Genomic DNA, 2466 nt, shown 5'->3' on the forward strand with positions numbered 1-2466 from the left:
CGTAAAAATATAATTGCTTCTTAAGGCAAATTTAGGTGTAATGGAAGCATAATAAACGCTGAGTAAAGCAGGGATAGCTTAGATGCGATAGGCTCGCCAGTAACGTTGGCTTGATATCGCTTAGGCCAGAAAAAGCAAATTCCCATAGCATAAACAACACCAACTCTGACACACCGAGCAGGTAGCGGCTCAGTCCAACAAGCGATTATGCAACACAAACTGCGTGTCGCATAAATACTAAAATGTTATATTTCAATCAAGGTGAGTCGGTGAAGTCGAAGATTTGGACTCTAGTAATTTCATTGTTTTTTGTTAGCGCCACGATGGCTAAGAGTGAGATGAACCCAAGAGTTTCAGCTATAAAAAGCAACTTGATCTATGAGGGAACCTTTGTAGAGGGCGAAGTGATTGGACTCATCGTAAAGAGTGATAATGATGCTTTTACGCTTATGCTTGATAGCGATAATCAAATTTGGTTTGACGATTCATTTTTAATGTCCAATAAAGAAAAAAAGCATGTGACTCCTCATTTAGTAAAGATATTCGAAGAAGCAACTGATCCGCAGAAAAAAGCTGCAATAGCAACAATGTTAAAGGCAATGCTATGAAATATAACAAGTTGCTAAAGTTCGTTCGTACACTCACTGGGACAATTAACAGTTGGCTTGGCGCTTCGCGTAAGTATATCCAACTGTTAATTGCCCCTTAGCAAAGCGTTATATTGCAATTGAAATTTTGTGAAAGGAATCTAGCTAAGTGATCTATTTTGCCTATATCTTCTGGGTTATTATGCTTTCTTTCGCTATTCCGAATATTTGGTCGGGTTTAGCTGCAATTAGCTTTCTAGCTTGTATTGTTGCAGTTATTAATTACTCAATTAAAAGCTATAAAATTTATCGCAACGGTCAGGTTTCAGCTTTGCGTAAATGGTTGGTATATTTATATTCACCACTAGTAGCAGCGTCTATGGCAATAATCATGATCTATTATGGCGTAGCTGCAATATAACAAGCCATTGCAGTGCGGGACTTTTAATAGTTGGCTTTCCTCACTGCGTTCGTTATTTTAGCCAACAATTAAAAGCCCCTGAATGGGGCGTTATGTTTCTTGAAAAAATTATGCAACCTGAAGTCGCAACCATTAATGACTTATTCGTAAACTATTTTACGGGCAAAGATTTCGAAAATAATTATGGGGTGCAAGTTACTTCATTAAGTAATTTAAACTCTCTGGTAACGGTGAAATTAAGCTTTTTAAAAAATCATACATACTGCTGTGGTGAGTTAACTTGCCATTTTAAAGCTGATTTTGCTCAAATTAGGAAGCGGGCAAAAAATTTAGGTGTTACCTTAGCTCAAAACTTAACTATAAAATTTGATGTAATCATTGAAGATGGTGCGTTATTTACGTTAGGTGATTCAGCTCAAGTAAGTAAAGGGTTTAAATATACTAAGAGTTTTTGTGAAAATATGCACGAAACATAACAAAGCAATAATGAATGGGACGCAAAAAGCTTGGCTGCGTCACTTTGTTCCTATTATAGCCAAGATTTTTCGCGCCCCATATTGTGGCGTTATGCATAAAAGGAATTTGAGATTGGAGTATTTTTTAAAAAAGCACGGAGATAAGTCATTCGGCCTATTTATGGTCATCTCGATAGTTCCCCTGCTGATGTACGAAACAGTATTAAATTCGTCATTTGTATGGGCGTTTAAGTATTTGTCAGTTCCTATCGTTATTATTTGCTTCTACGTTTACTTTAAAAGAATCCCAAACCTTCGCCGCGAATCTGGAGAATTGAAAGGAATTATACTAACGACTGTTGTTGCTGCAATGCTCCTCCTTATGAGTGGAGGCTTTGTTCTAGGGTTCAATAATTTCATTGGCCCCCAATCTGATTTTCAGTTAAGCGGCTCTGTTGTAAAGCTAGACACTTATGAAAGCACAAAAGCTGGAACGAGTTACTATGTCTTCATAAAAACAGTAGATAACGGAAAAACTCTTAAACTCGATGTATCTAAGAAAAATTATACAGCGTTAAAAGTTGGAGATTTTTACTCCGAGCCATGGAAAAAAGGCTCGTTGGGGTTGTTGTATAAACGCAAGTAGATGCATAACAATCGCATTAACTCGCTCGCGGGCTCGCTGGGACAATAACACATAGGCTCAGTCGCTTCGCTCCAATTTTAGCCTACGTGTTATTGCCCATTATGCGGGCGTTATGTGTATAGGATGGTTATGGATAAACCTAAAAGTATAAAGCTCACAACTATATTTATTTTTCTTGGTTGGCTGGTCAGTTTGGCTTCTATTCTCATTATTTCTTTCAATACTAAAGAGTTAATGCCGAATGTAATAGCAAAATACACCTCATTCGGCGTAACAACTTTATTAGTTATTTGGCTAGCTTACAAAATCAACTGTGGGCGCAACTGGGCAAGGATTATCTATTCCGCTCTTATTTTA

The 2466-nt window shown here is 37.4% G+C and carries 5 protein-coding genes; all 5 read left to right on the forward strand.

The window, feature by feature from the left end; all coding sequences use genetic code 11:
* Window positions 1-269 precede the first annotated feature (269 nt).
* Window positions 270-608: a hypothetical protein gene (locus AOG26_RS20200; protein WP_054564101.1), complete on the forward strand. Its 339-nt coding sequence runs from the start codon at window positions 270-272 to the stop codon at window positions 606-608.
* A 148-nt stretch (window positions 609-756) separates the two neighbouring features.
* Entirely contained in the window at window positions 757-1008 is a 252-nt protein-coding gene (locus tag AOG26_RS20810; RefSeq protein ID WP_054564102.1) for a hypothetical protein, read from the forward strand.
* 92 nt (window positions 1009-1100) lie between these two features.
* Entirely contained in the window at window positions 1101-1484 is a 384-nt protein-coding gene (locus AOG26_RS20210; RefSeq protein WP_054564103.1) for a hypothetical protein, read from the forward strand.
* A 10-nt stretch (window positions 1485-1494) separates the two neighbouring features.
* Window positions 1495-2109: a hypothetical protein gene (locus AOG26_RS20215; RefSeq protein ID WP_152967005.1), complete on the forward strand. Its 615-nt coding sequence runs from the start codon at window positions 1495-1497 to the stop codon at window positions 2107-2109.
* A gap of 129 nt (window positions 2110-2238) precedes the next feature.
* Window positions 2239-2466: hypothetical protein (locus AOG26_RS20765; RefSeq protein ID WP_152967003.1), on the forward strand; the 228-nt coding region annotated here is incomplete at its 3' end.

Source organism: Pseudoalteromonas sp. UCD-33C, assembly GCF_001306895.1.
GTDB lineage: Bacteria > Pseudomonadota > Gammaproteobacteria > Enterobacterales > Alteromonadaceae > Pseudoalteromonas.

Coding starts and splice junctions, on each gene's coding strand:
- AOG26_RS20210 (WP_054564103.1), top strand. CDS start 1,101: ATGTTTCTTGAAAAAATTATGCAACCTGAAGTCGCAACCATTAATGAC.
- AOG26_RS20215 (WP_152967005.1), top strand. CDS start 1,495: ATGAATGGGACGCAAAAAGCTTGGCTGCGTCACTTTGTTCCTATTATA.